A 24,058-nucleotide genomic window follows, 5' to 3' on the forward strand; every position below is an offset into this window, starting at 1 on the left:
ATTTGGCTGCTAAATATTGCCTTACGGAAACTTTAGCGCACGGTCTGGCTACTCGCCCGTATTCCACGCCAGCCCTGCCCGTAACGAAGCACAGCGCGAACTAAAAAAGCAATATTGTTTTCATTTTATTTACGTTTTATCCGCTCGGCTTAGCCAGCTTCATTAATCACACTTTTTTAGCGAAGGCGATAAATCTTGCGATATGCGCTGCGCATAATAAAAACAGACTCAGCAGAAAAGCTGCGGTAAATCTTCTATTTCCAGCGCGCTAAAATAGTATCCCTGCAGACCGTAAAGCGGAATATGTTCCAGCGCCGCCAGATCCTCTTTATTCTCGACGCCCTCTACGATTATCTGCGGACAATAGCGCTGAATATTGGCCATTAATACCGGAAAGATCGATTTATCCTTTTGCTCCCAGAAAAAGCGCTTGTCGATTTTCACCGCCTCAAACAGGCCGGTATAGAGCGCTTCCAGATTGGCGAAGCCGGTGCCAAGATCGTCAAGGAAGAAACGGATGCCGCGCGCCTTCAGCCGATGCAGCGTTTCGCGCGCCTCGTAATCCTGATGAAAGTCGATAGCTTCAGAGACCTCCAGCCGTATGACGCTGGCGGTGCTGAGCAGCCAGCCCAGCCGCGCATCCTCCTCCAGCATGGTCACCATATCGCGATCAACATTGATGCTGACAAACAGGTGATACGCCTCAAGCTGCGCCACGACCGGCGACAAATCGCTCAGCTGCTCATAGAGCAAATCGCGCTTTTCGCTGCACGGCATATTTTCAATCACCATAAAGGGATTGCGCGATTTTCCCGCCAGCGAGGTATAGCGCGTCAGCAGCTCAAAACCGACAAAGCGGCCGCTCTGCGACATAACCGGCTCAAGGATAAATTTTTTACTCAGCGTAGAGGCCAGGGAGTGTGAATTCATAAATACCTCGGGCAGAGCCCAAACGGCAGCGATCGACCGCATAACGCACGTTAAGACTGGCTGCGGTTTATTTAAGAGTAGCGAAAGATAGAGCGACGGGAAGGTAAATTAACCGCGCGTTTTGTCAACGCGCGGTCGGCGGTTCAGGGCGCGCTTAGGGTCACCGGCGCATCTGGCAGACGGGTAAAGTGGGTCACGATGTAGTGGAAATCGGCCGTGGGATCGAGCTGTGCAAACGTCTGCGGATAGAGATCTTTCGCCAGAATCTCCATGCCGATGATGTTGTAAGGATGGTTATAGAAGTGGTGATAAACCCCATAAACGCGGCCATTCTCGACCGGCGCGATCTGCTTCAGGCCGCTGCGATTCAGCAGGCCGCTAAAGGTCGCTGAAACCTCTTCCGGCGTCGTGTTATAGCCAAACGGCAGCACCCCAGGATTAGGACGCTTCGAGCCGGTCATAATATAAACGTCCGGCTTCATGGCGATAATCTTCTCCAGCGAGACAAAGCCGGCGTTGCCCGGCAGCAGCGCAGAGCCGATATTCTTACCGCCCACCGCCTCCACCAGCCCGCCCCAGCCGTTATGGCCGTGAGTGAAACAGCAGTTGTCGCTGTTGCCGGCAATCGGCTCGATAAACACCGTCGGCTTCTGCGGCACTTTTGCGATGGCCGCGTCGAGCTGCTGTAAGCGCTGCTGATAAAAGGCGGTATAGTCGGCCGCCTCTTTCTCGCGGTTAAGCACCTTGCCGAGCAGCGTCACGCTGCGCGCGGTGTTCTCTTTCGGGTGCAGCTCATAGTCGATAAACAGCACCGGAATATTGAGCCCTTTCAGCGTATCCAGCACGCCTGACTGCTGCAGCGCCGATTTCGCGCGCAGCTGGGCGATCATCAGGTCCGGCTTCTGCGCCAGCACGCTTTCGAGATTGACCTGCCCCTGATCGTTGAAGCCCATATCAACAATGTTGCTCGCCTGCGGCCAGCGCTGCTTCAGCAGATCCCAGGTCTGGGTATCCTGCTTTTTCGGCAGGTTATTCCAGGCTACCACGCGCCTGAAGGGATTGTCGCGGTCGAGCAGCGCCAGCGCCAGCACGTCGCGGCCATCCTGCAGGATCACATGCTGCGGCTCATGATCGAGCCGAATGGCGTTGCCGTCGAGATCGGTGATCTGCAGCGGATAAGTGGTGGCGCCGCACGCTGCCGACGTCAGCAGTCCGGCCAGCAGAAGTCCCTTTTTCATCGCTTACTACCTCAGTAACTAATAATTATTCTCAACAAAGCTAGCATGTTGCGGGACGGGAAAGCTAAACCGCCGCTAAACGGCCCGCGCGTAGCGGGCGCCTTCTCGTTAGCTGAGCAGGGAGTAGAAGATGGCGGAGATCGCCACCAGTCCAATCAGCACCACGAACAGATTGCTGAGATGCCCGCTGTATTTGCGCATTGCGGGAACGTGGCGGATGGCGTACATCGGCATCAGGAACAGGATTATCGCGATCACCGGCCCGCCGAGGGTTTCGATCATATCGAGAATGCTCGGATTCCAGCTCGCCACCAGCCAGGTACTGAGCAGCATAAACAGCGCCGTCGCCTGGTTCAGCTTCGCAGGCGCCAGGCTTTTGCCGCGGCTGTGCAGCATTTTATTGACCAGACCGTTAAAGCCTTCGCGCGCGCCGAGATAGTGGCCGAGAAAGGATTTGGTAATGGCGACGATGGCGATCAGCGGGCCGAGCCAGGCGATCACCGGGACGTTAAAGTGATTAGCGAGATAGGAGAGAATCGAGATGTTCTGCGCCTTCGCCGCGGCGAGATCCTGCGGCGACAGGCTGAGCACGCAGCTAAAGACGAAAAACATCACCGTCGCCACCATCAGCAGATGGGAACAGGCGAGAATGCGCGAGCACCTGGGCTCCGCGCCTTCGCCATACTCCGCGCGCTTCGCCACGGCGAACGAGGAGATGATTGGCGAATGGTTAAAAGAGAAGACCATCACCGGGATCGCCAGCCACAGCGTCATCGCGATGCCTTTGCCGCCGCCGCTGTGGTGCAGCGACAGGGTCTGCAGCGCCGCGCCGTGCCAGTGTGGGATCAGATAAATCGCCAACAGCATCAGTACCGCGACAAAGGGAAAGACCAGAATGCTCATCGCCCTGACGATCATCTGTTCGCCGAAGCGCACTACCGTCATCAGGCCGATAATCAGTATCAGCGACAGCAGCACGCGCGGCGGCGACACCAGCCCTAACTGATGTTCGATAAAGCTCTCTACCGTATTGGTGATCGCCACGCTGTACATCAGCAGAATGGGAAAGATGGCGAAGAAGTAGAGCAGCGTAATGATTTTGCCCGCGCCGGCGCCGAAGTGCTCTTCCACCACGTCCGTAATATCTTCTCCCGCGTTTTTACCAGAGAGCACAAAGCGGGTCAGCGCGCGGTGGGAGTAGAAAGTCAGAGGAAAGGCGAGGATCGCCATAATGATCAGCGGCAGCAGCCCGCCGACGCCCGCGTTGATCGGCAAAAAGAGTACCCCTGCGCCGATTGCGGTGCCGTAAAGCCCCAGCATCCAGGTGGTATCGGTTTTGCGCCAGCCGCGTTCGGCGGGCGCCTCTGCGGCTGCGGTCAGCGCGCCGGTTTGCGTGGTTTTCATCTGCCTGTCCTGTCTTCATAACCTCAACGCCGTCGACGGTGAGTGGGCATCGACGGCCACATTACCGCGCCGCCCTGCTCTGCCGCTTTGCGGCAGCACGGCGATTTGCGGCAAAAAAATGTCTCTCCACGGCGGGAGTAAACGATTGCGCAGGATTTTTACACACCTTAACGACAGGCTTCAACCGCGATGCGCTAATCGTGCATATTTAGGTCGAATATCCGTTAACGCGGCGATGCGCCCGCGTTGTCGCGCGCGCTCCGCCGCGCTGGATTTAAATTTTTAAACGAAACCACAGATTGGCATTACAAAGCGCGCCGGGCGTTCTATAGTTCACCCGCAACACTTAACCCTGAGGTTTATGCATGCGTGTTAAAGGACTAAATATCGGTTTCTTCATCGTGATTCTGGCGATAGTGACCGTTGCGTTTTTCGATGTACTGGCGCCCTACTTTTCACCCATTCTCTGGGCGGCCATTCTGGCGGTGATCTTCGCCCCGCTGAAGACCTGGCTGCGGCACAAAATGGGCGATCGTAACGGTCTGGCGTCGCTGGTGACGCTGCTGATTATCTGCCTGATCGTGTTTACGCCGCTGGCGATTATCGCCTCTTCGCTGGTGGTGGAGGTTAACGCCGTCTATCTCAAGCTGCAGAGCAATTCGGCGCAGTTTCCGACGGTATTCGCCGATCTGCTGCATCACCTGCCCGGCTGGCTACGCAACTTCCTCTCTGAGCATCAGATGAATAACGCGGCGCAGATCCAGCAGAAGCTGTCGACCTTCGCGCTGAAGGGCGGCCAGTATATGGCGGGCAGCGTTTTCCTGATCGGCAAAGGCACCTTCACCTTTACCGTCGGCTTCGGCGTGATGCTCTATCTGCTCTTCTTCCTGCTGAAAGACGGCTCCTATCTGGTGCATCTGATTCTGGAGGCGCTGCCGCTTTCGACCTACGTGAAGCATCACCTGTTTATGAAGTTTGCCGCCGTTTCACGCGCCACGGTCAAAGGCACGGTGGTGGTCGGCATCGTGCAGGGAATTCTGGGCGGGCTGGCGTTCTGGTTTGTGGATATCGACGGCAGCCTGCTGTGGGGCGCGCTGATGGCGTTCCTGTCGCTGATCCCCGCCGTGGGCTCGGCGATTATCTGGGTGCCTGCGGCGATCTTCTTCTTCGCAACCGGCGCGCTGTGGAAGGGGCTGTTCCTGGTCGGTTTCTTTGTGGTGATCGTCGGACTGGTGGACAATATTTTGCGTCCGCTGCTGGTGGGCAAAGATACCAAAATGCCTGATTACCTGATCCTGATCGCCACCTTAGGCGGCATGGAGATTTACGGCATTAACGGCTTTGTGATTGGTCCGCTGATCGCCGCGCTGTTTATCGCCTGCTGGAACCTGCTGTCGGGCAAGGATAACCGCGACAACGTCGAAGAGATTGACGAAGAGTTTATCGAGGAAGGGAAAAAGCTGTCGGACGAGGCCGCTCTCGGGAATGACGCGGGTAGTGGTGCGTAAACGGCATCCCTGCCGACGCGGCCCGCGCAAACAGGCACCTCATCTCTGAGGTGCGGCAGTTGCCGGGCCAGCGCACCTTTTACAGGCTCTGGGAGCCGTCTGTGTGGGACGCACTCAGGCGGCTCTGGCGCGCTTAGTGAATCGCGTCGGTTTTGCCATGCCAGTAGTTATAGAGACGCAGCGCCGCAGGCTGTATCGCGTCAGTGCTCTGCAGGTAGGCGATCTCATCCATACCGTCGAGTTTCTCGACCTCATCGATAGCGCCATGCAGCGCAATCGCCTGCAGCGACGGCTGTAGCTCGGCGGGCAGCTCCGGCCATTCCGCCAGCGCCACGCCGGTCATATAGCCAAAGCACCACTCTTCCACCACCAGCAGTTCGCGGCCGTCCATTTCACGATAGCCGAACAGCGGCTCAAACTGCTCCGGATAGAGGCTGAGGCGCTCGGCGATATCGTTCATCATCTGCGCCGCCAGAGTATTGAAACGCTGCTCATCCGCAGGATCAGCCCAGTCCGGCGCGCTTTCGCCCCAGATTACCGGCTTCATCGCATCGAGCGCCAGCGGCGACGGACTGGAGAGCGCCGCAGTGAAAAGACCGTCCAGCTCGCTGATATCGATCAAGCCGTCTTCGCTGTCGTGCTCCATCAACACATCTTCCATCCACTCGATTTCGTCTGCGTTCAGTGGGCCTGTAGCCATGGTAATTCCTCTTGTGGTGTGTCGAAGGGGTGGGCGGCGCGCGCTGGCAGGCAGCCCTGTGGAAAGTCGGGTGAGAGAACCTTGTCTCAGCAGGGAATCTATTTCGCTGCGGATAGTGTGCCTGAGAGCAGGCGCGAAGCCAACCAAAGAGACCGGCGGCGAGCGGATGTCGTACCGCGCCGGTATGAAGCCGGTCACGAAATTGATAAGGCAAAAAGGAGTCGTCAGAGACGGCGAGCGACCGCTCAGGCGCGCTATCGCCAGTCGCTGCCGGAGGTCGCTCTCAGCAGGCCGAAAACTCATGCGCCGCACGCATTAATCGATACGCAAAATGCACTTATTAACGCCGCCTTCCTGTTCCAGTCTTGAGTCACAACAAAGTAATGAATCATTAACATTACGTAAACGCTGGAGCATTTAATGGAAACATCCTCTGCATCAATCAACACGGTTCGCGCCCGGGCAGGCGCGATCTTTCGCGTCACCTCGGGAAACTTTCTCGAGCAGTTCGACTTTTTCCTGTTCGGCTTTTACGCCACCTATATCGCCCATACCTTCTTTCCGGCGAGCAGCGAATTCGCCTCGCTGATGATGACCTTCGCCGTTTTCGGCGCCGGCTTCCTGATGCGCCCCATCGGCGCGGTGGTGCTGGGCGCCTATATCGATAAAGTGGGCAGACGCAAAGGGCTTATCGTCACGCTCTCGATTATGGCGACGGGCACCTTTCTGATCGTGTTGATTCCTTCCTATGCGGCGATCGGCTACTGGGCGCCGCTGATTGTGCTGATGGGACGGCTGCTGCAGGGCTTTTCCGCCGGCGCCGAGCTGGGCGGCGTCTCGGTTTATCTCTCTGAAATCGCCACACCGGGCAAAAAAGGCTTCTATACCAGTTGGCAATCCGGCAGCCAGCAGGTCGCTATTATGGTGGCGGCGGCGATGGGATTCGCCCTCAACGCTCTGATGGAGGAGAGCGCGATTCGCGACTGGGGATGGCGCATTCCTTTCCTGTTCGGCTGCCTGATCGTGCCGTTTATTTTCTTCCTGCGCCGCAACCTCGAGGAGACGGCGGAATTCAGCGCCCGCCGTCAACATCCTGAAATGCGTCAGGTCTTTAGCACCCTGCTCGGCAACTGGAAAACCGTGATGGCGGGCATGCTGATGGTGGCGATGACCACCACCGCCTTCTATCTGATCACCGTTTATGCCCCCACCTTCGGCAAAAAAGTGTTGATGCTCAGCGCATCGGACAGCCTGCTGGTGACTCTGCTGGTGGCGGTATCAAACTTCATCTGGCTGCCGATTGGCGGGGCTATCTCAGATCGCTACGGGCGTAAACCGGTGCTGATCGCCATGGCGCTCATCGCCATCGCGACCTCCTACCCTGCCCTTAAATATCTGGCGGCCGATCCGAGCTTCTACTCGATGCTGGGCGTGCTGCTGTGGCTCTCGTTTATTTACGGGCTCTATAACGGCGCCATGATCCCGGCGTTAACGGAGATCATGCCGGTCTCGGTCCGGGTCGCGGGCTTCTCGCTGGCCTATAGCCTGGCCACCGCGCTGTTCGGCGGCTTTACGCCCGCCATCTCCACCGCGCTGATTGAAGTGACCGGCGACAAAGCCGCGCCTGGTTTATGGATGAGCTTCGCCGCCGCGTGCGCGCTGCTGGCGACCCTGTTTCTCTATAAGCAAGAGGCGGTTCATCATCACGCCGCTAAAAAAACGTTCGGTTAAGGAAAAAAAGATGAAACGATGGTTATCCCGCCTGCTGCTTATCGCGCCGCTGTTTATCCTGAGCTGGGATGCGTCGGCAAAAGAGATCACGGTAATGATCTCAGGCGGCTTCAAGGCCGCCTGGGAAAAGCTCAGGCCCGCTTTCGCCGCTGAAAAAGGCTATACCGTCAAGACGGTGCCTGGGCCGTCGATGGGGCAGTCGCCGGAGGCGATTCCCAACCGGTTAGCCGCGGGCGAAAAAGCGGACGTCATTATTATGGTCGGCTATGCGCTGGATAAGCTCGATAAAGAGGGACGCCTGCTGCCCGGCACGCGCACCGAGCTCGCCGACTCAAAAATCGGCGCAGTGGTGAAAAAAGGCGCCGCCGTGCCCGATATCACGACGGCGAACGCGCTCAGGGCTACCTTGCTGAAGGCGCACTCGGTCGCCTATTCCGACAGCGCCAGCGGGAAATATGTCGAGACGACGCTGTTTAACAAGCTGGGCATCGCTGAGCAGCTAAAGCCTAAGGCGACGATGGTTGAGAAAACCCCTGTGGCGCAAAGCGTCGCCAGCGGCCGCTACGAGATCGGTTTCCAGCAGGTCAGCGAACTGCTGCCGGTGGCCGGGGTGACCTTTATCGGCAAGCTGCCGGAGGATATGCAGTATGTCACCCGCTTCGCCGGCGCGGTCTCCAGCCACTCAGCCCAGCCGGAAGAGGCGAAAGCCCTGCTGGCGTACCTCTCCTCTCCCGGGGTGCAACAGCAGATTCAGGCAACCGGTCTCGATTCCGTTAGCGGTCGTTCGCCTGCCCCTTAGACGCGTTTATCGCAATAATCATCGCCTCCAGCTCACCGGCAAGATGCGGCAGCTCTTGACCGGTGCGCTTCACGATGCCGACCGTGCGGCGTACCGTCGGCTCATTCAGCGGAATGGTGGCTAAAAACGGGTGGCCCGCCTTCGGCATCGCCATCCCCGGCACCGCGGCGATCCCCAGCCCGGCCTCCACCATGCCCAGCAGCGTCGTAACGTGACGCGTTTCGCAAACGCTCGGCTTTTCCGGCACGATGCCCGTCAGCGCCTGATCGAGCAGGTTGCGGTTGCCTGAGGTTTTATCCAGCCAGACATAGGGCCAGCTATAAAATTCCCGCCAGCCCAGGCTCTTCCTGCCGGCGAGCGGATGGTCGCGCGGGCAGACGGCGACGTAGGCCTCATCCACCAGCGGCAGAAATCTGACATCCGGCTGCGGCGCGCCGGTAAAGCTCAGGCCGAAATCGGCCTGTCCTGAGATGACCGCGTCGTAGACGTCGCCGGCGCTGGAATCGATCAGCTTAATACGTACGCGCGGGTAGTGAAGCTGAAACTGCGCGATGACTTTGGGCATAAAATAGTAGGCGGCCGACGGCACGCAGGCGACCGTAACCAGGCCCGTTCGGTGCGGATTGACATCCCCGACGTCGGCGATGGCGCTCTCTAGATCTTTCAGGATCTGCTGCGCGCGCGGCGCGAAACTGCGGCCCGCCATGGTCAGGCTAACGCGCCGCGTGGTTCTTTCGAACAGCCTGACACCAAGCGACGTCTCTAACTTATCGATGCGTCGGCTCAGCGCCGGTTGAGAAAGATGAATCGCCTCTGCGGCAGCTTTAAAGCTTCTGAATGTCACCAGAGCCTGAAAAGCGTAGAGATCGTTAAGGTCGACGTTTAACGTCATCGGCTTCATATCGCAGTGGGTTCCAGGTTGACGGCGGTAAGCGCCTTATTCTACAGAGATACGCCGCCGTTGCGGGCATCTTTGCTACAGCGCCGGAGCTATCCCGCCACTTTAATCCCCTCAGCAGGCTGCCAGGCGTTCCACATCCGCCAAAAAACGTCGGCGACCACCTCTTTAAGGTTTTCCGGCTGAAACTGGACGCTGCTGCAGGCGGGGCCGAGCACGGCCTCGATGCGCGCCTCGCACTTGCCGGTGCCGAGATTCAGCACGAAGCCATCGCAGTGCTGGCTTAGCCAGATTATTCTGCCGCAGGTGCAGGATGAAGGATTATGCAGGGTGACTGACGTTGAGGTTTCTGTGGTGTTCATCATAGAGCCCATTAAGCGAATAGAGGCCGCGTTGCAGGCCGGTTATCTGCCGGCCTGGCGGCAATGGCTGCCTTGTCGGCAGCCGGTAACAGCGCGTGGCGCGATCGTTCAGCGGCTAAGCGGCGTCCGCCAGCTTAATTTCCTTCAGCAGGCTGAACGCCATTTTCATGTGATCTTCACTGACGACAAACGCCCTGAAGACGCCGCGCTCGTCATAGCCTTTGGCGACGAGGCCGGTCGCTGAAAACGACATTTGCCACTGATAAGCGGGATTCGCCGGATCGCCTGCCAGGTGGAGCGGCATATCGGGCGTTTTCACCTTGATCAGCATGGCGGGCAGCGTCAGCTTCGCGCCGCCGCCGGTGAGATTCCGGCCCAGCGTCATCGCCGCCAGCATGGCGGGCTGGAGATAGGGCATCAGCCTGCCCTGAATTTCCGCACAGTCGCCCAGCGCGTAGATATCGGGCGCGGAGGTGGCGAGCGCGTCGTCGACCACAATGCCGCGCCGCACCTCGATGCCCGCCTTCTGCGCCAGATCGAGATCGGGACGCAGGCCGATGGCGCACACCACGGCGTCGAAGCGCCCTCGCTCGCCGTTGCTGAAGCGCGCTTCCAGCGCGTCGCCGTCGCGCGCCAGCTCGACGAGTTCGGTCTGGAACCGGAACTGAACGCCGCTGCGCACCAGATGATGCTGCAAGCGGCCGCCGATCTCAGGCGGCAGCAGCGCGGAAAGCAGTGATGCGCTGCGGTCGATAAGCGTCACCTGCTTGCCGGCGCGGGTAAAATCCATCGTTAGCTCGGTGCCGATCAGGCCGCCGCCGATCATCAGCACCCGCTCCGCGTTAATCAGATCCGCTTCGCATTGCCGGTACTCTTGCTGGCTGTTCAGGGTATAGATGAGTTCGCTGCCCTTCACGGCGGGTACCATGGCGCCGGCGCCGGTGGCGAGAACCAGCCTGCCGTAGGGAAAATCTCCGGCGCTGGTCTGCACCAGGCGCGCCGCGCGATCGATGCCGCTGACGCGGGTAAAGGGATACAGCATGATGTTCTGACTTTCCGCCCACTGCGCGGCCGTCTGGCGGGTTAACGCCTCGGCGCGATAGCCCATGCTGAAGACATGGCTGAGCTCGGGCTTGTTGTATTCATCGCAGCTGTCGGCGGCGATAATGCGAACCGGCACGCTTTTATCCTGCTGCCGGATAAATTTCACCAGCTGCCGCGCGGCGAAGCCGGAGCCGATAATAACGATATCTGCTGACACAGGTTTAGCCCTCATAAGGATCGAACACGGATTTGCCCAGCGCGCAGCCGGGGCATAAGAAATCGTCCGGCACCTCCTCCCACGGCGTGCCGGGCGCGACCTCCTGACCGGGTTCGCCCTCTGCCGGGTCGTAAACCCACTGGCATACGGTACAAATCATTTTCTGACCGCTCGCGCTGTCCGCTTCCGCCGTGCCGCAGCCGCTGCTTTCGGGCGCGGCGGCGGCGATCGCGGCGGCGGCGCTGTCGACGGCAGCCGCGGCCGTGGGGATCGGCGAGAGCGCCCAGGCGCGCGCGATGCTGCGGCCGTGTTCGCGACACGCTTCCAGCGCGGAGAGGTCGGGACGCCATTTGGTTTTCAGGGCGATGGTCATATCGAAACCGGCATCCTGCAGACGGGTCGCCACGCGGTCGACGGCGCCGCCCGTCCAGCCATAGGAGCCGAACGCGGAGGCGCGTTTATTGCGGAACTTCAGCCCGGTGATCTCTTCCAGCATGCCCGCCACCTTCGGCATCATCACGTTGTTCATGGTGGAGGAGCCGACCAGAATGCCTTTGGAGCGGAAGCAGGAGGTGATGATCTCATTTTTGTCGTGGGTCGAGACGTTGTAGACCTTCACGGCGACGCGCGGATCGGTCTCGCGAATGCCCTGCGCGATGGCGTCCGCCATCATGCGGGTATTGTTCGACATGGCGTCATAAAAGATGGTGATGCGATCTTCCTGGTAATCGGCGGCCCACTTCAGGTAGAGCTCGACAATCTGCGCCGGGTTATCGCGCCACACTACGCCGTGAGAGGTGGCGATCATGCTGAGCGGCAGATTGAAGCCGAGGATCTCGGTGATCTTCGCCGTCACGAGGCGCGCAAAAGGGGTCAGGATATTGGAGAAGTAGCGCTGGCACTGGTCGAACAGCTCGTGCTGATCAACTTCATCGTTAAACAGATGCTCATCGCAGTAGTGCTGCCCGAAGGCGTCGTTGCTGAACAGCACCGCGTCTTCCGTCATATAGGTCATCATGCTGTCTGGCCAGTGCAGCATCGGCGTTTCCACGAAGATCAGCTTTTTGCCGTTACCGATATCGAGCGAGTCGCCTGTTTTCACCACGTTGAAGTTCCATTCGGGATGGTGGTGATGACCGTTAATCGACTCCACGCCGTTGGCGGTACAGTAGATCGGCGTGCCGGGGATCAGCGCCAGCAGCTCAGCCAGGGCGCCGGCGTGATCTTCCTCCGCATGGTTGATCACGATGGCGTCGATCTGTTTCAGATCGATCTCTTCGCTGAGGTTTTTGACGAAATCGCTGCGGAACTTGAGATCCACGGTATCGATTAAAACGTTCTTTCCTTCACGGATTAGGTAGCTGTTGTAGCTGGTGCCGCGCTGCATTTTGTACTCTTTGCCGTGAAAATGCTCTACTTCCCAGTCCCGTTTGCCGACCCAAAAAATATTGTTTTTGACGTGAATGTTCATCAGATGCCCTGTTAGCTTAAGGTGGATTCCCTTACTGCTTTGCATCTGACGTGCCAGTTTTTATCTTATTGATTTATATGTCTATTAATTTAATACGCTGTTTAAAAGACAATAAGAAAGCGTGTTTTATTCACATGCCATTGTCTTAAACACAATGTGACAGAGACAAAAAAGCCCGCCGAAGCGGGCCAGGGTCATAACGCTGGTTAGCGCGCAGGAATATGCACCTCGCGCGCAAACCCTTCGCCCTCAAGAGCGATATCGGGGTCGGCGAAAAAATCGATATTAAAGCAGGTGTCCTCGGTCAACAGTTCGATGCGATGCCAGTACTGCGGCGGGCTAATGCCAAACTGACCGGCGTTGATGGTTAGCGTCATCTCGGGTTCCGCCTCGTTTTCGCCGGCGAAGCCGAAATAGTTCACCGCGCCGCGCATCACCGAGAGCCGGCCATATACCCCTTTTTTGGTGTTGTGATGGGTTAACAGCGCGTTGGGCACGCTCTCTCTTTTCCAGAAAGGCGTGGAGCGGGTATGAACGAAATGTTCAGGAATGCTGTGAGCCATGGTGGGCCTCCTCTAGCTGATGATGCCGCCGCGCGTCAGCCATTCCCGGCGCTGCTCGGCGAGTTCGTGTTTCTCGGTGCTGTGCTTAAAAACCGCAACGCGCAGGCGCTGCTGCTGGGCAAAGCGCTCTTCGCGCGTCAGCCGGCCATCCTCACTGAGTTCGCACAGCAGCTCGTTCATCTCGCGAATCACGTTGTTGGCGATGGCGGCGTCGACCGCGGTAATCACTTCGTCCAGATGCGTCATGGTTTCACCCGACATAAGTATTAAGCTGCTGTAGCAGGAGCGAACCGGCGATCAGCAGCGACAACGGCGTATAGGGAATATCTAAGTCTACCCAGGCTTTGCGTCCGTCATATTCGGTTTCGAAATGAAGCCGGTCCGGCGAGGCCTGATAGTACGTAAAATCGGGCCCGCGGCGGCCGCCGAACGCCGCCCAGCGCAGGGCGTTGGCAGCGGCTTTGATCTGTTTTGCGCTGAGCGCTTTTAACGTTGCGTGGCTGGACATCGGTTTGCTCCTTAGCGTTATTCACTACGCTAATAAGGCATATTCCGTGCCATTTCTTAAGCTATTGATTCTGGTCAAAAGAGAAAACAAGCATTGTATTTATAACAAGCCTTTCTATTGTTATTAAGACACTCCCTGTACAGGTGACTACATGGCTCTTTCAGTCGACACCCTGGCGGCGCTAGCCGTGGATATTCAAAACGGCGTGCGCGAGCGCGACCGTTTTATGCAGATGGTGAAAGGCATCCACCAGGCGTTGAACTGCGACGCGACCGCCCTGCTGCGCTATGAAAACCAGCAGTTCAGACCGCTGGCCACCGCCGGGCTGGCGCCTGACGTGATGGGCCGCCGCTTTAGTCTTGATGCGCATCCGCGGCTGGAGGCGATCGCGCGCGCGGGCGACGTGGTGCGCTTTCCCGCAGATAACGACCTGCCCGATCCCTACGACGGCCTGATCCCCGAACAGGGCGAACTGCATGTGCACGCCTGCGTCGGCATGCCGCTGTTTGCGGGTCAGACCCTGATCGGCGCCCTTACCCTGGACGGCATGGATGCGCACCAGTTCGATGATTATAGCGACGAGGAGCTGCGCGTGCTGGCCAGCCTGACCGCCGGCGCGCTGAACAACGCCCTGCTGGTGGAGCAGCTCGAGCAGCCCGCCTCCTCGTTTATCCCGCCGCACAGGCGGCCGGAAGAGCGCGAGGAGATGCAGATCGTCGGCCAATCCGCGCCGCTCACCCATCTGAAAAAAGAGATCGCCGTGGTCGCCCCTTCTGACCTGAGCGTCCTGATTATGGGCGAGACCGGCACCGGCAAGGAGCTGGTCGCCCAGGCGGTGCATCGCCTCTCCCATCGCGCTACCCAGCCCCTGATCTACCTCAACTGCGCCGCGCTGCCGGAAACCGTGGCGGAAAGCGAGCTGTTCGGCCACGTCAAAGGCGCATTTACCGGCGCGATTCACGACAGGCCAGGCAAGTTCGAGCTGGCAGATAAAGGCACGCTGTTTCTCGATGAGATTGGCGAACTGCCGCTCTCGCTGCAGGCCAAACTGCTACGGGTGCTGCAGTATGGCGATCTGCAGCGCGTGGGCGAAGATAAAGCCCTGACTGTCGATGTACGCATTATCGCGGCGACCAATATGGATATGCGCAAAGCGGTCACGGAGGGAAAATTCCGCGCGGATCTTTATCACCGACTCAGCGTCTTCCCGCTGTTCGTGCCGTCGCTGCAGGAGCGGCGCGACGATATCGTGCTGCTTGCCGGCTATTTCTGTGAAAAGTGCCGAATAAAGTTCGGCCTGAGCACTATCGCCCTCAGCCCGGCCGCCCGCGCCCTGCTCGAAACGGCGAGCTGGCCGGGAAACGTGCGCGAGCTGGAGCATGCCATCTATCGCGCGGTGATTATCGCGCAGGCGGAGTCACGCAGCGGCGAAATCGTGTTGCTGCCTCAGCACTTCAGCCTGGAAGGCGAAACCCCGGCGGACGCAGCGGCAGGCAGCGTGCCGACCGCGCCGCTGACCTCGCTGCCGATAAGAAGCCTGGCGGAGGCGACGCGGCAGTTTCAGTATGAGTACATTCGCTATGTCTACGAAAACAGCGGCAAAGTCTGGGCCAAAACCGCGCGCCAGCTGGAGATCGATCCCGGCAACCTGCACCGTCTGGCCCGCAAGCTCGGCCTGAAATAACAGGCCGCAACGGCGTCCGTCGCCGTTCGCCGTTACAGCGCGGGATGCGCGCCTTTCATCGGGCTGACGGCCTCCAGCAGCGAGGCGATATGCAGAATTGCGGCCTCGTCGTGCCATTTGCCGACAATCTGTACGCTAATCGGCAGCCCTTCGCGACTGCGGCCAAAAGGCAGCGCGACGCCGGGCAGCCCCGTCACGTTAAGCGGCACGGTCGCGCCCTGAAGCCAGGTCGCATCCACGCTCTGACCCTCAATGATAAAGCGATCGACGCCGTGCTTATGGGCCGGGATCGGCAGCACCTGGGTGATCAGTGCGTCGTAGCGCGAAAAGTAGTCGGCGAAGCCATCTTTTAGCCGTTCTGCCGCCTGCTCGGCCTCAATAAACTCGGCCATCGAGGAATCAGGCAGCGAAAGCATGGTTTTTGCCATTTTATAGATCTCATCTGGTCGACGCCCTGCGGTAGCGGCTGCAAAGGCCGGCTTCATCTCCATAACGTGGATGCGGTTGAAAATATCCAGCGCAACGTCCCGCTCCAGCGCCGGAATGCCCACCTGCTCAACGGCTATCCCCATACTGCTCAACGCCTGCGCCGCCGCCCTGACCACGGCCGCCACCTCGCCATCGATCGGGCCAAAACCGGGGCCGGTCATCCAGCCGATGCGCAGCGGTCGGCTGGCGTTAAACCGCAGCCCGTCAGAAAGGCGCGGCGCGCTGCTGGAAAAGGCGTCCTGTCCGTCGGGGCCTGCGAGCTGTGAAAAGGCGAGCGTCAGATCGCGCACCGAGCGGGCCATGGGGCCGACGTGCCAGAAGCGGCGCGGCGCGCGCGGCCAGATGCCGGTCATCGGCACGCTGCCGTGGGTGGCCTTCATGGAGGCAATGCCGGTCTGCGCAGCCGGGCCGCGAACCGAAATAGCCAGATCGGTGCCCAGTCCCAGCGGCGACATCCCCGCCGCGATGGCGGCCGACTCGCCGCCGCTGGAGCCGCCCGGCGTACGGCTTAAATCCCAGGGGTTGTTTGTCCGGCCCGAAAGCAGGTTGTCGCTTTCAATCCAGTATGAGAACTCAGGCAGATTGGTTTTCGCCAGCAGAATGCCGCCGGCAGCCTTGATACGCGCCACGCTGGTGGCATCTTCGGTCGGCAGCCGATTTTTAAAAATGGGCGATCCGCGCTGGGTCATCACGCCAGCGGTGTCGATCGAGTCCTTGACGGTAAAAGGCACGCCGTGCAGCGGGCCGAGCGGTTCGCCCGCCATCACGGCGGCTTCTGCCGCGCGGGCGGCCTCCAGCGCGCCAGCGGCGACAGTGACGATCGCGTTGACCTGCGGGTTAGTCTCTTCAATACGATCAAGATGGGCCTGCATCACCTCAACAGGCGAGATGTCGCGGCGGCGGATCAGTTCGGCAAGGCGGGTAGCGTCGGAAAAAAAGATCTCTTTGCTCATGATTAATTACCTATCTAACGTTTGGTAGGTTTTAAGTTAGCGGTTTAATCCTCTTCTTGTCAACACCTACCTAACACATGTTAGAATATTCATTAACTGACAGGAGAACGAGTATGAGCAAAACCTCTAAAGAGGCCCTTCTTCACGCGGCGCGCCTGAGCGCGCAGGCGCATGGCTATAGCGGCCTGAATATCCGCAGCCTGGCGAGCGAGGTCGGCATTAAGGCGGCAAGCATTTATCACCACTTTCCCAGCAAGGCGGAGTTGGGCGCGGCCGTTGCCAGACGCTACTGGGAAGAGACGGCGGCCGATCTGGACGCGCTGCGCGAAAGCGAGCCGGATGCGATCAGCCGTCTGCGGCGCTACCCCGAGATCTTTCGCCGCTCGCTGGAGCGCGACAACCGCATCTGCATGGCGAGCTTTATGGCGGCGGAGTATGACGATCTGCCAGATCAGGTAAAAGAGGAGGTGAAGATTTTCGCCGAGGTCAATATCGCCTGGCTCGCCGCTCAGCTTGAGGAAGCGGGCATCGCCAGCGACGAAGAGCGCAACAGCCGGGCGCAGGCGATTTATGCGGCTATCGCGGGCGCCCAGCTGATGGCGCGCGGCCGGTCGGATATCGCGCTGTTCGACAGCCTGGTGAAGAGCTACGCTCAGGCCGGGCTGTTGCCGGCGTAGCCTCGACAGCCGGTGCGTCGCCGGGCGTGCTGCTGTATAAAAGAGTAAGGCGCATTCCTGCATACTGAGGCGGTGACGTAATGACGGATGAAAAGAGAAACATTACCTGCGAAGCGGAACTGGAACGGATCTATGGCGCGGTCGCCAGACCCTCGCTGACCAAGGAGATCGACCATATCCATCCCGCCTACCGCCCTTTTATCGAGGCGGCGCCCTTTGCGGCCCTCGCGACCTCGGGACCGGGCGGGCTTGACGTCTCGCCGCGAGGCGATCCGGCAGGCTTCATCGTTATCGAAGATGCGAAGACGCTGTTGCTGCCTGACCGACGCGGCAATAACCGCATCGATAGCCTGCGCAATATTCTACACGATAATCGCGTGGCACTGCTTTTTTTGCTACCCGGCATCGGCGAAACGCTGCGGGTGAACGGAACCGCGGAGATCTGCAACGATCCCGATCTCCTTACCCGCTTTGCCGTCAACAATCAGCTGCCGAAAACGGTGCTGCGCATTAGGGTGGAGAGCGTCTTTTTTCAGTGCAGCCGGGCGATTATCCGCTCAAAACTCTGGGATCCCGCCGCGCAGATCGCGCGTGACAGGCTGCCCAGTCCGGGAGCAATTCTGCATCAGCTTTCGCAGGCGGAAATAGACGGCGATGCCTATGACCAGGCGCTGCCGGAGCGCTTAAAGAACACCCTTTACTGAACAGCCTGCTCTCAAGCCCTGATGCGATCGGGGCTCTCTCCCTCCTTGCCGCACATCGCCCTGCCTGCCTGGTGTTAACAGAAAAGGCGCGCCGTTTAATCATTCATATTTTTTGATTAAGTAAAGCAATTATGTCAGCTTTTAAATTATCACCGTCAGGCGCACTATCACTCCATCGAGGCAAACCGCCTCACAAACTGAAAAACTCATTAAGGAACTGACCATGAAAACCATCAAAAATTTCGTCGCTGTTATCGCACTTTCGCTGATCTCTTTCGGCAGCTTCGCGCAGACCATTACCGCTTCAGCTTCTACCCTGGACGCGGCGGAAGCGCAGATCGCCGCCCAGGCGCATCAGGCGGGCGCCTCCTATAAAATTACCGGCGCGCGCTTTAATAACGGCGCCTATGTTTCAGCCGAGCTGACCAAATAAGCGTTTTCAGAGGCCGCCTGCGCGGCCTTTGGTTGTTAAATCTCTACTGACCTCTCCCCTCTCTGCGTTTATTCACTCTTCTCTTTGCCGGATCAATACCTGCTCTGCGGCGCCAGCTTATATTCCCTGCGGAATGCAGGATTAACGGTACACTTAGCCGAAGAAGCACTCATTCTCTTACGCTGCGCGCTGGCGATCCCGCGCGTTGGGCTTTGCCTCTTTTGTCGCGCCAGGATTACTCTTTACGCCCGCTTAAGGACACCTGCGAAGGAAAAAGCATGAATAACGATATCAATCAGGAGATTACCTTCCGTAAGCTCAGCGTGTTTATGATGTTTATGACCAAAGGCAATATCGCGCGCACGGCGGAGGCGCTCGATCTGAGCAGCGTCAGCGTGCACCGCGCGCTGCACACGCTGGAAGAGGGAATCAACTGCCCGCTGTTTATCCATAAAGGGCGCAATCTGGTGCCGCTGCCCGCCGCCTGGACGCTGCTGGAGTATTGCCAGGACGTTACCGCGCTGATGAGCAAAGGCATAGAAGAGGCAAGACAGGTGGCAGGCGTAGGCTGCGGTCGATTAAGGCTCGGCACGCTCTACTCGCTTACGCTGGAGACCATTCCCCGTCTGATTATGGGCATGAAGCTACGACGCCCCGCGCTTGAGCTCGATCTGACTATGGGCTCCAACCAGATGCTGCTCAATATGCTTGAGGACGATGCGCTCGACGCGATTTTAATCGCCACCGACAGCGGCGAACTCAGCAACCCCAATTTTGATGTGATCCCGCTGTTCCACGACCATATTTTTCTCGCCGCGCCGGCAGGCGAAAAGCTCGATACCTCGCGCGACGCGGATCTGCGCGACTTCGCCGATCGCGATTTTGTCTCGCTGGCGGAGGGCTTCGCCACCTACGCCGGCTTTCAGGAGGCGTTTCAGGTGGCCGGATTCGAACCGCGCATCGTCACCAAAGTAAACGACATCTTCTCTCTGGTCAGTCTGGTGCAGGCGGGCATGGGCTTCTCGCTGATCCCCGGCCGCATGAAAAAGGTTTATGAAAACAGCGTGCAGCTGGTCCGGCTGGCAGAGCCCTACCAGATGCGCCAGCGGGTTTCCATCGTCTACTCGCACCATCGCGAGCGCGATCAGGATCTGCTGGCGCTCGCAGCGGAAGGCCGCATGTACGCGCGCAGCCTTACTGACTCAGCCGTTTAGCCAGGTGGCGCGCGACCTCGACGCTGTTGCGCTCCATGCAGATCGCCTCTCCCTGCCAGCCCGCCTGGTGCGTCAGCCCGGTCAGCACATTGCCCGGCGGCATCTCAATCGCCAGCCTGGCGTCGCGCTGATTGGCCGCGATCACGGCGTCGCTCCACTGCACGGTACGCGCCATATTGAACGCCAGATCGTCGGCGATTTTGGCGGGCTCCCAGATCACGCGGCCGGTCGAGCCGCTCAGATAAGCGCATGAGGGCCGTGACAGCGAAACCGAGGCGAAGGCGCTGGCCAGCTCCGCCGCTGGCTTATCCAGCAGCGCGCAGTGGGACGGCACGCTGACCGCCAGCCGCGCCGCCTTGCTGGCGCCCGCGTCGAGCGCTTTTTGCGCCACAGCAGCCATATCCTCGTCGCGTCCGGCGATCACCGTCTGGGTTTCCGCATTGATATTGGCGATATAGGTATTGCTGCCCGCCATCAGCTTTTCCAGCCGACTGAGCGTCAGCCCGACGATGGCGGTCAGGCCGTAGCCGTGGGGATAGGCGCTCTCCATCAGATCGCCGCGCAGGGCGACCAGCCGCAGCGCGTCGCTGAAATCGAGCGCGCCCGCCGCCACGGCGGCGGGAAAGGCGCCGATAGATAAGCCGCTGACGATGTCCGGCTTCACGCCGTTTCTGATCAGCTCGCGCGCCCAGGCGACGCCGACGATCAGCAGAGAGAGCTGTACGGCGCGTGTGTGGCGCAGCGCCTCTGGGCTGTCGAGCGCGTCGGTCTCCTCTCCCAGCACGGCGCGCACGCTGCTCAGCAGCGCGTCTCCGTCAGGCAGATTGCGCAGCATGCCGGGACGCTGCGTGCCCTGGCCAGGAAAGGTAAAGAGGATTTTCATAAAGTCTCCCTGCTCCAGGGCGACGCGGTCAGCACCGGGCCGGTGACGGTTTTCACCAGCGCGCGCCCGTCGCGCAGCCACTCGCTGAGCGCGAACGCGCCTGACGGCGTTTCAACCTGGGTGTCGACGCGGCAGGGCAAACTCTCCGTCTGCGCCTGCCACTGCTGTAAAAGGTCGCGCGCCAGCGGCTGCGGCGCGCGGATGGTTAAATCGAGATCGCTGCCGGGATGCAGCACCGAAATAGCCGTCGCCAGCGCATAGCCGACGCTGCCGGTAACGCCCCAGCGCCAGGGCCAGCGGTGCTCGCTGAGCGCAAGCGCCGCCTGGATCGGGCGGTAAGCGACAAAAGGCGACGCCAGCAGGCAGGCGCGATCGGCGAGCATTTCCGGCGTGGTGACGCGCAGGATATCCGCCGCCTGCACCCACGCTGCGGCGCGCTGCTCCCGTCGCTCGCCGCGCACGCCGACCGGGATCCGCTCCGCCGTCGCGACGTCGCGCCTTACCACCACCGGCAAGCCGACGTGCCAGTGCTGGCTGACCCACGCCTCTTTCACCGACAGCAGCGCGCTGTCGGCGCGAAGCCAGAGCAGGTCGTGAGGGCGCGGGGTCATCGTCATATCAAATTCCTGAAGTCAACGTAATAAACAGCGGCAGCGACAGAATACAGAGCACCGAGCTAAGCAGCAGCACCGCTTCCGCATCGGGCGACTGCACGCCGAAACGGTTGCCGAACACCACGCCGAAGAAGCCGGCGGAGAGCGCGATCATCAGAATCGCGGTAATCGCCACCGGGCCGCTCAGGCCGAGCGCGGCGACGATACCCCAGGCGATAAAGGGCTGAATCAGCAGCTTGACGACGGTGCCGACGCCGACCACGGCGTTGAGTTTCAGCTTACGCGCCGAGAGGATGACGCCGGTCAGGAACAGCGCCGCCGCCGTCGCCGCCAGGCCCAGCGGTTTAATCGCCGCCAGCACCAGATCCGGCATTTTAATGCCGATGGCCGACAGCACCACGCCCACCAGCGGGCCAACCACGATCGGTTTTTTCACTGAACGCCACATCAGCACCGGCAGCATGGCAGAGGTCGAACCGTGGTCCTCGCCGGCGGCGCGCGCCTTTTCGCGCTCCAGAATCAGCAGGCAAAGCGGCGTCAGCAGCACCGAGCCGCAGGCGATAGAGATCGCCACCGACAGCGAAGTGGCACCATTTTCTCCCAGTACGCTGCCGAGGATCGGCAGCCCCAGCGCGGCATAGTTCGGCAGCGCCACGGTCAGCGTCAGCACCGCCGCATCCTGCGGGGATTTTTTAAAGACTTTGGTGGCGAGAAAATAGATTGCCGCATAGGTGATCCACATGGCGCCGGTAAGCACCACAATCAGCGGCCACTGGGCGACAATGCCGGGCCAGGAGGTCTGCACCGTGGCGCTGAACAGCGCGGCGGGCAGCGCAAAATCCATCACGAAAATATTCAGCAGCGAGACGTCTTTATTGTCGACCATACCGGCTTTACCGGCCCAGAAACCCAGCAGCATAATCACAAAGATTGGAGCAAGGGCATGAACAATTATGTAAATCATAAATCACCTGTATTGAAGAAATAAGATTCCAGTCACGCGATGTTTATAATTTCTAAAAGCGGCCCTCACTCCGGGGCGCGGCGACGCGCCCCGAACAGACCGATTTCGGCAGGTCTTTTTTATCTGTTTCTGTGTTTTACCAGGCGGCGCGCATACGCTCGCGCACCAGGGAGGAGCTGCGGCGGTTTTCCGCGCCGAGCCGGGTTTTCAGCGATGGATCCTGGCGGGCGTCGGCGATCGCCTTTTGCAGCGCGATTTCTACCTGCGCCAGATCGGCGTCGGAAGGCGCGTCCGGGTTGCTGATGGTCAGCAGATCGGCCAGCAAACCAAGGGTGGCGAAGTTGCTGACGTCATAGGCCATCGGCGGAATGGTCGCCGCCAGTTTTTCCAGCGCCTCGACCGTACGCAGCGTAATGCGCGCGGCGGACGCTTTGCCCATCGCATGCACCAGCACGCCCTGATCGTTAATCGCGATCAGACGGTTTGCCTGATAGCCGTGCGCCAGAAACGCGCCCGACATCGCCTTGCCGACAATCAGGCCGATCACCGGATGTCCCGCCAGACGCGCTTTGGCATAGGCGCCGGCTGCGCCGGCAAGCGCCTGATGAATGCCGAACGCCTCTTCGCGTCGACCGTAGGCCTGGCTCGGCACGTCGATGACCGCGATAATCGGGCGCTTCACGTCGCTGTTTTTATCTGCGTCGATGGTTTCATTCACCACTTTCGCCAGCGTCCAGCCCTCCAGCAGCCCGACTTCGCCGCGCGCGGCGCGCGGGTAGTGGTTGTTTGCATCGGGAACCACGGCGATCAGACGTACGCGCTCGCCGTTGAGTTCGCCGTCAGCCACCTGAACCGAGTCGCACAGGCCGCTCAGGCGCTGCGCATTAGGTGCCAGTTTTTCCAGCCAGGTCGCACCGCGGCTGATAGTCTGGGTCATTATTTATCCTCCCGGGCAAAAAGCTGTTTAATCTGCGCCGTATCTGCCTGCTGACGCGTATCGAAGCGGGTCAGACGCGGCAGGAAGTCGGCATACTTGTCGCTGCGGTGCTGCGCCGGCACGCCCTTCTCGATAAAGGTATTCATCGCGGTTTTCACCGCGCTGATACCGTCATCGACCAGCGCGTCGGCCAGGCCGCTCGCGTAGCGGATTTCGCCGCCGGTCATGCTCCAGATAAAGGGGCGGTCGCGCGAGTCGTACTCTTCGATACCCGCTTCCTGCTCGATAACCTGCGGGCCGTTAAGCCCCAGACGCGCCTCGCGCGTGACGATCAGATAGCTGCAGAGCGCGGCGGCGATCGACATGCCGCCGAAGCAGCCGACGGTGCCAGCGATAATGCCGATAACCGGCGTATAGCGGCGCAGATCGACGATAGCGGCGTGGATATCGGCAATCGCCGCCAGTCCCAGATTCGCCTCCTGCAGGCGCACGCCGCCAGTTTCCAGGCAGAGCACCGCCTGGGTCGGAATACCTTTGCGGTTGTCTTCCGCCGCCAGCTCTAACGCCGCCGCCATTTTCGCGCCGGAGACTTCGCCCATACTGCCGCCCTGGAAGGTCCCCTCGATGGCGATGACCACCGCGGACTGGCCGTTGATGGTGCCGCGCGCCACCACCATGCCGTCATCGGACTGCGGCACGACGCCCTGCGGCGCCAGCCAGGGCGACATGATGCCCTCAAAGGGATCGAGCAGTTCGCGGTAGCTGCCCTCGTCCAGCAGCGCATGAGCGCGCTCGCGCGCGCGCAGTTCGATAAAACTCGGATCGTTACGCATGGCTTACCTCTTCAAAAACCTGTTCGATACGGATGCGCGCAACGCCCGGCGTCGCGCCGAAATCGTGGATAACCAGCTGCCCGGCAGGCAGGCCGTTGAGCAGACTGAGGCGATCGAACAGCGCCTTCCAGCGAGCGTCGCTATTGTCGAGGGAGGTGGTGATATCAATACTCAGCGTTTGCCCTTCGGCTGCGGTGAACAGCACTTCCATATCACCGGAACCAACGACCCCTGCAAGGGCTCTGCCGCTGAAGGTGCGGTTAGCAGGGAAAGATAATGTGATGTGTTCCATAACGTCCT

General features: G+C 59.9%; 26 protein-coding genes. 8 read left to right on the forward strand and 18 right to left on the reverse strand.

Going from position 1 to position 24,058, the window contains the following annotated elements:
* Positions 1–228 precede the first annotated feature (228 nt).
* From PVE98_RS14305 to PVE98_RS14315, 3 genes are all read right to left on the reverse strand, one after another.
* A complete protein-coding gene (locus tag PVE98_RS14305; RefSeq protein ID WP_160173335.1) occupies positions 229–930 on the reverse strand; it encodes an EAL domain-containing protein in 702 nt (233 codons plus the stop codon).
* Positions 931–1,073: 143 nt separating this feature from the next.
* Positions 1,074–2,168: an ABC transporter substrate-binding protein gene (locus PVE98_RS14310; protein ID WP_033751881.1), complete on the reverse strand. Its 1,095-nt coding sequence runs from the start codon at positions 2,166–2,168 to the stop codon at positions 1,074–1,076.
* Between the two features lie 108 nt (positions 2,169–2,276).
* Complete coding sequence (locus PVE98_RS14315) at positions 2,277–3,572, reverse strand: HAAAP family serine/threonine permease (protein WP_033751882.1); 1,296 nt, start codon at positions 3,570–3,572, stop codon at positions 2,277–2,279.
* Positions 3,573–3,937: 365 nt separating this feature from the next.
* Here PVE98_RS14315 and PVE98_RS14320 point away from each other — a divergent pair, with 365 nt between their 5' ends.
* Positions 3,938–5,080, forward strand: coding sequence for an AI-2E family transporter (locus tag PVE98_RS14320; RefSeq protein WP_033751883.1), 1,143 nt, complete (start codon positions 3,938–3,940; stop codon positions 5,078–5,080).
* Positions 5,081–5,213: 133 nt separating this feature from the next.
* Here the strand turns inward: PVE98_RS14320 and PVE98_RS14325 are convergent, their stop codons facing one another.
* Positions 5,214–5,780 (reverse strand): UPF0149 family protein, encoded by a 567-nt coding sequence (locus PVE98_RS14325; protein ID WP_096072766.1) that lies wholly within the window; start codon positions 5,778–5,780, stop codon positions 5,214–5,216.
* Positions 5,781–6,200: 420 nt separating this feature from the next.
* Between PVE98_RS14325 and PVE98_RS14330 the strand changes: the two genes are divergently transcribed.
* Together PVE98_RS14330 and PVE98_RS14335 are read left to right on the forward strand one after the other, a co-directional pair.
* Positions 6,201–7,511, forward strand: coding sequence for an MFS transporter (locus PVE98_RS14330; protein WP_096072765.1), 1,311 nt, complete (start codon positions 6,201–6,203; stop codon positions 7,509–7,511).
* 10 nt (positions 7,512–7,521) lie between these two features.
* Entirely contained in the window at positions 7,522–8,310 is a 789-nt protein-coding gene (locus PVE98_RS14335) for an extracellular solute-binding protein (protein WP_096072764.1), read from the forward strand.
* Here the strand turns inward: PVE98_RS14335 and PVE98_RS14340 are convergent.
* The 7 genes from PVE98_RS14340 to PVE98_RS14370 form a co-directional block, all read right to left on the reverse strand.
* Positions 8,285–9,202, reverse strand: coding sequence for a LysR family transcriptional regulator (locus PVE98_RS14340; RefSeq protein ID WP_096073882.1), 918 nt, complete (start codon positions 9,200–9,202; stop codon positions 8,285–8,287). The genes PVE98_RS14335 and PVE98_RS14340 overlap by 26 nt on opposite strands.
* Positions 9,203–9,300: 98 nt before the next feature.
* Positions 9,301–9,573 (reverse strand): hypothetical protein, encoded by a 273-nt coding sequence (locus PVE98_RS14345; RefSeq protein ID WP_127908371.1) that lies wholly within the window; start codon positions 9,571–9,573, stop codon positions 9,301–9,303.
* 112 nt (positions 9,574–9,685) lie between these two features.
* Complete coding sequence (norW, locus tag PVE98_RS14350; protein ID WP_096072762.1) at positions 9,686–10,831, reverse strand: NADH:flavorubredoxin reductase NorW; 1,146 nt, start codon at positions 10,829–10,831, stop codon at positions 9,686–9,688.
* A 4-nt stretch (positions 10,832–10,835) separates the two neighbouring features.
* Positions 10,836–12,302: an anaerobic nitric oxide reductase flavorubredoxin gene (norV, locus tag PVE98_RS14355; protein ID WP_033751894.1), complete on the reverse strand. Its 1,467-nt coding sequence runs from the start codon at positions 12,300–12,302 to the stop codon at positions 10,836–10,838.
* A gap of 206 nt (positions 12,303–12,508) precedes the next feature.
* Entirely contained in the window at positions 12,509–12,865 is a 357-nt protein-coding gene (locus PVE98_RS14360) for a DUF1971 domain-containing protein (RefSeq protein WP_096072761.1), read from the reverse strand.
* Between the two features lie 12 nt (positions 12,866–12,877).
* Entirely contained in the window at positions 12,878–13,111 is a 234-nt protein-coding gene (locus PVE98_RS14365) for a DUF2526 family protein (RefSeq protein ID WP_096073881.1), read from the reverse strand.
* A 4-nt stretch (positions 13,112–13,115) separates the two neighbouring features.
* Positions 13,116–13,373 carry a hypothetical protein gene (locus tag PVE98_RS14370; protein ID WP_033751897.1) on the reverse strand — a complete coding sequence of 86 codons (258 nt, stop codon included), beginning with the start codon at positions 13,371–13,373 and terminating at the stop codon, positions 13,116–13,118.
* Between the two features lie 151 nt (positions 13,374–13,524).
* Between PVE98_RS14370 and norR the strand changes: the two genes are divergently transcribed.
* Positions 13,525–15,057 carry a nitric oxide reductase transcriptional regulator NorR gene (gene norR / locus PVE98_RS14375; protein ID WP_033751899.1) on the forward strand — a complete coding sequence of 511 codons (1,533 nt, stop codon included), beginning with the start codon at positions 13,525–13,527 and terminating at the stop codon, positions 15,055–15,057.
* Between the two features lie 32 nt (positions 15,058–15,089).
* Here the strand turns inward: norR and PVE98_RS14380 are convergent, their stop codons facing one another.
* Entirely contained in the window at positions 15,090–16,499 is a 1,410-nt protein-coding gene (locus PVE98_RS14380; RefSeq protein WP_096072759.1) for an amidase, read from the reverse strand.
* A 113-nt stretch (positions 16,500–16,612) separates the two neighbouring features.
* Here PVE98_RS14380 and PVE98_RS14385 point away from each other — a divergent pair, with 113 nt between their 5' ends.
* The 4 genes from PVE98_RS14385 (at position 16,613) to PVE98_RS14400 (ending at position 19,527) form a co-directional block, all read left to right on the forward strand.
* The gene (locus PVE98_RS14385; RefSeq protein ID WP_096072758.1) at positions 16,613–17,176 is read left to right on the forward strand and encodes a TetR/AcrR family transcriptional regulator; all 564 of its coding nucleotides are present in this window, start codon (positions 16,613–16,615) and stop codon (positions 17,174–17,176) included.
* A gap of 80 nt (positions 17,177–17,256) precedes the next feature.
* Positions 17,257–17,880: a pyridoxamine 5'-phosphate oxidase family protein gene (locus PVE98_RS14390; RefSeq protein WP_096072757.1), complete on the forward strand. Its 624-nt coding sequence runs from the start codon at positions 17,257–17,259 to the stop codon at positions 17,878–17,880.
* Positions 17,881–18,103: 223 nt separating this feature from the next.
* Positions 18,104–18,313 (forward strand): YdgH/BhsA/McbA-like domain containing protein, encoded by a 210-nt coding sequence (locus PVE98_RS14395; protein WP_096072756.1) that lies wholly within the window; start codon positions 18,104–18,106, stop codon positions 18,311–18,313.
* Between the two features lie 278 nt (positions 18,314–18,591).
* On the forward strand, positions 18,592–19,527 hold the full coding sequence (locus PVE98_RS14400; protein ID WP_096072755.1) for a LysR family transcriptional regulator: 936 nt from the start codon (positions 18,592–18,594) through the stop codon (positions 19,525–19,527).
* Here PVE98_RS14400 and mdcH read toward each other — a convergent pair.
* The 6 genes from mdcH to mdcC all read right to left on the reverse strand — a co-directional run bounded on the left by mdcH (position 19,508) and on the right by mdcC (position 24,050).
* A complete protein-coding gene (gene mdcH, locus PVE98_RS14405; protein ID WP_096072754.1) occupies positions 19,508–20,410 on the reverse strand; it encodes a malonate decarboxylase subunit epsilon in 903 nt (300 codons plus the stop codon). The two genes, PVE98_RS14400 and mdcH, sit on opposite strands and share 20 nt — an antisense overlap.
* Entirely contained in the window at positions 20,407–21,027 is a 621-nt protein-coding gene (locus PVE98_RS14410; protein ID WP_096072753.1) for a malonate decarboxylase holo-ACP synthase, read from the reverse strand. Before PVE98_RS14410 ends, mdcH begins: the two co-directional genes overlap by 4 nt.
* Before the next feature lies 1 nt (position 21,028).
* Positions 21,029–21,988: an AEC family transporter gene (locus tag PVE98_RS14415; RefSeq protein WP_096072752.1), complete on the reverse strand. Its 960-nt coding sequence runs from the start codon at positions 21,986–21,988 to the stop codon at positions 21,029–21,031.
* 136 nt (positions 21,989–22,124) lie between these two features.
* A complete protein-coding gene (gene mdcE / locus PVE98_RS14420; RefSeq protein ID WP_096072751.1) occupies positions 22,125–22,925 on the reverse strand; it encodes a biotin-independent malonate decarboxylase subunit gamma in 801 nt (266 codons plus the stop codon).
* Positions 22,925–23,758 carry a biotin-independent malonate decarboxylase subunit beta gene (locus PVE98_RS14425; protein WP_096072750.1) on the reverse strand — a complete coding sequence of 278 codons (834 nt, stop codon included), beginning with the start codon at positions 23,756–23,758 and terminating at the stop codon, positions 22,925–22,927. The genes mdcE and PVE98_RS14425 overlap by 1 nt, the downstream gene beginning before the upstream one ends.
* Positions 23,751–24,050, reverse strand: coding sequence for a malonate decarboxylase acyl carrier protein (gene mdcC / locus PVE98_RS14430; RefSeq protein ID WP_096072749.1), 300 nt, complete (start codon positions 24,048–24,050; stop codon positions 23,751–23,753). The genes PVE98_RS14425 and mdcC overlap by 8 nt, the downstream gene beginning before the upstream one ends.
* Between the last annotated feature and the right edge of the window lie 8 nt (positions 24,051–24,058).

The organism is Pantoea sp. GABEPS69 (assembly GCF_045780835.1).
GTDB classification, from domain to species: domain Bacteria; phylum Pseudomonadota; class Gammaproteobacteria; order Enterobacterales; family Enterobacteriaceae; genus Pantoea; species Pantoea septica.

Bases quoted from the DNA above. Each gene is read 5' to 3' on its own strand.
- PVE98_RS14305 (WP_160173335.1), bottom strand. From the start codon at position 930: ATGAATTCACACTCCCTGGCCTCTACGCTGAGTAAAAAATTTATCCTT.
- PVE98_RS14310 (WP_033751881.1), bottom strand. From the start codon at position 2,168: ATGAAAAAGGGACTTCTGCTGGCCGGACTGCTGACGTCGGCAGCGTGC.
- PVE98_RS14315 (WP_033751882.1), bottom strand. From the start codon at position 3,572: ATGAAAACCACGCAAACCGGCGCGCTGACCGCAGCCGCAGAGGCGCCC.
- PVE98_RS14320 (WP_033751883.1), top strand. From the start codon at position 3,938: ATGCGTGTTAAAGGACTAAATATCGGTTTCTTCATCGTGATTCTGGCG.
- PVE98_RS14325 (WP_096072766.1), bottom strand. From the start codon at position 5,780: ATGGCTACAGGCCCACTGAACGCAGACGAAATCGAGTGGATGGAAGAT.
- PVE98_RS14330 (WP_096072765.1), top strand. From the start codon at position 6,201: ATGGAAACATCCTCTGCATCAATCAACACGGTTCGCGCCCGGGCAGGC.
- PVE98_RS14335 (WP_096072764.1), top strand. From the start codon at position 7,522: ATGAAACGATGGTTATCCCGCCTGCTGCTTATCGCGCCGCTGTTTATC.
- PVE98_RS14340 (WP_096073882.1), bottom strand. From the start codon at position 9,202: ATGACGTTAAACGTCGACCTTAACGATCTCTACGCTTTTCAGGCTCTG.
- PVE98_RS14345 (WP_127908371.1), bottom strand. From the start codon at position 9,573: ATGATGAACACCACAGAAACCTCAACGTCAGTCACCCTGCATAATCCT.
- norV (WP_033751894.1), bottom strand. From the start codon at position 12,302: ATGAACATTCACGTCAAAAACAATATTTTTTGGGTCGGCAAACGGGAC.
- PVE98_RS14360 (WP_096072761.1), bottom strand. From the start codon at position 12,865: ATGGCTCACAGCATTCCTGAACATTTCGTTCATACCCGCTCCACGCCT.
- PVE98_RS14365 (WP_096073881.1), bottom strand. From the start codon at position 13,111: ATGACGCATCTGGACGAAGTGATTACCGCGGTCGACGCCGCCATCGCC.
- PVE98_RS14370 (WP_033751897.1), bottom strand. From the start codon at position 13,373: ATGTCCAGCCACGCAACGTTAAAAGCGCTCAGCGCAAAACAGATCAAA.
- norR (WP_033751899.1), top strand. From the start codon at position 13,525: ATGGCTCTTTCAGTCGACACCCTGGCGGCGCTAGCCGTGGATATTCAA.
- PVE98_RS14380 (WP_096072759.1), bottom strand. From the start codon at position 16,499: ATGAGCAAAGAGATCTTTTTTTCCGACGCTACCCGCCTTGCCGAACTG.
- PVE98_RS14385 (WP_096072758.1), top strand. From the start codon at position 16,613: ATGAGCAAAACCTCTAAAGAGGCCCTTCTTCACGCGGCGCGCCTGAGC.
- PVE98_RS14390 (WP_096072757.1), top strand. From the start codon at position 17,257: ATGACGGATGAAAAGAGAAACATTACCTGCGAAGCGGAACTGGAACGG.
- PVE98_RS14395 (WP_096072756.1), top strand. From the start codon at position 18,104: ATGAAAACCATCAAAAATTTCGTCGCTGTTATCGCACTTTCGCTGATC.
- PVE98_RS14400 (WP_096072755.1), top strand. From the start codon at position 18,592: ATGAATAACGATATCAATCAGGAGATTACCTTCCGTAAGCTCAGCGTG.
- mdcH (WP_096072754.1), bottom strand. From the start codon at position 20,410: ATGAAAATCCTCTTTACCTTTCCTGGCCAGGGCACGCAGCGTCCCGGC.
- PVE98_RS14410 (WP_096072753.1), bottom strand. From the start codon at position 21,027: ATGACGATGACCCCGCGCCCTCACGACCTGCTCTGGCTTCGCGCCGAC.
- PVE98_RS14415 (WP_096072752.1), bottom strand. From the start codon at position 21,988: ATGATTTACATAATTGTTCATGCCCTTGCTCCAATCTTTGTGATTATG.
- mdcE (WP_096072751.1), bottom strand. From the start codon at position 22,925: ATGACCCAGACTATCAGCCGCGGTGCGACCTGGCTGGAAAAACTGGCA.
- PVE98_RS14425 (WP_096072750.1), bottom strand. From the start codon at position 23,758: ATGCGTAACGATCCGAGTTTTATCGAACTGCGCGCGCGCGAGCGCGCT.
- mdcC (WP_096072749.1), bottom strand. From the start codon at position 24,050: ATGGAACACATCACATTATCTTTCCCTGCTAACCGCACCTTCAGCGGC.